This window comes from Silvimonas sp., from assembly GCF_031291215.1.
Classification (GTDB): Bacteria; Pseudomonadota; Gammaproteobacteria; order Burkholderiales; family Chitinibacteraceae; genus Silvimonas; species Silvimonas soli.
The window spans coordinates 1-1,004 of the sequence record NZ_JARLJK010000118.1 but is presented as its reverse complement, the minus strand read 5'-3'; the positions used below and the strand labels follow the sequence as shown (position 1 = coordinate 1,004).

Genomic DNA, 1,004 nt, shown 5'->3' with positions numbered 1-1,004 from the left:
GCAGCCACCTTTGCCAAAGCCGCAAAGTCGGTCGTTACGGAAATCATGCGGAAGCCCTGCGTCGCCCGCAGAGGCGCAAGTTCCGAAGTCGAAAGGACAGCCGTGACCTTTCCATGCGTCCTGGCCGCCGCATTTACGCGCGCCAGAGCCTCATCGAACAACGCATTTCCGTCGTTGTCTCCGGGCGGAAGCCCGAGTGCGATCGAAAGATCAAACGGTCCAATGAGCAGTGCGTCGACCCCATCGATCGCAGCAATCTCTTCCACGCAAGCGAGCGCGTCAGTCGTTTCGATCATCGGAATGACCATCACCCGCCGGTTGGCTGAAGCAAAATAGCCAGGGCCATCGCGCAAACTCGCGCGTACTGGCCCAAAACTGCGCCGGCCCAGGGATGGATAAAGGCAACTTGCGACAGCCGCCCTGGCATCTTGTGGCGTCTGGATCATCGGTATCACAACTGCGGCACAGCCGGCATCGAGCACCCGACCAATGATGCCAGGCTCATTCCACGGTACGCGGACAACTGCATCGGCTCCGGCCAGATCGATCGCCCGGATCATCTCCAGTGCAGTTTCATAGCCCATGCACCCATGCTGCATGTCGATCAGCACCCAGTCGAAGCCGGCCTTTGCCAGGAGTTCCGCCGTAAAGCTTCCCGGCATCATCCCCCATGCACCAAAAGTGATTTCGCCAGAGCGTAGTCGATCCTTGAGTTGGGCCTTCACTGCAACCTCCCTTTTTGCGCTTATCGTCAGGGGGGCGGCCAGCCTTAACCAAGGCATGCTGCCGCCCCAGCTCGCCGATCTGTTGCCGGCTTTGCAGTCTGGCTACGCCTCGACTAATTCGCGCAGCAATCCCACCAGTCGTTCTGCGTCGGCATTTGAGCTTCCAGAGCCGAAAACATTGTAATCGGGCCTGATAAGGACGACCCTGACTCCTGCATCCGACAGCCACTTGGTGTAGGTTCCGTCGACATCGCGACATGGTCCCGAGGCCGAAACATG

Annotated in this window: 1 protein-coding gene; it reads right to left on the bottom strand. The window is 59.4% G+C overall.

The window, feature by feature from the left end; all coding sequences use genetic code 11:
* Positions 1-725: aldolase/citrate lyase family protein (locus tag P4L78_RS12395; RefSeq protein WP_309328371.1), on the bottom strand; the 725-nt coding region annotated here is incomplete at its 3' end.
* Between the last annotated feature and the right edge of the window lie 279 nt (positions 726-1,004).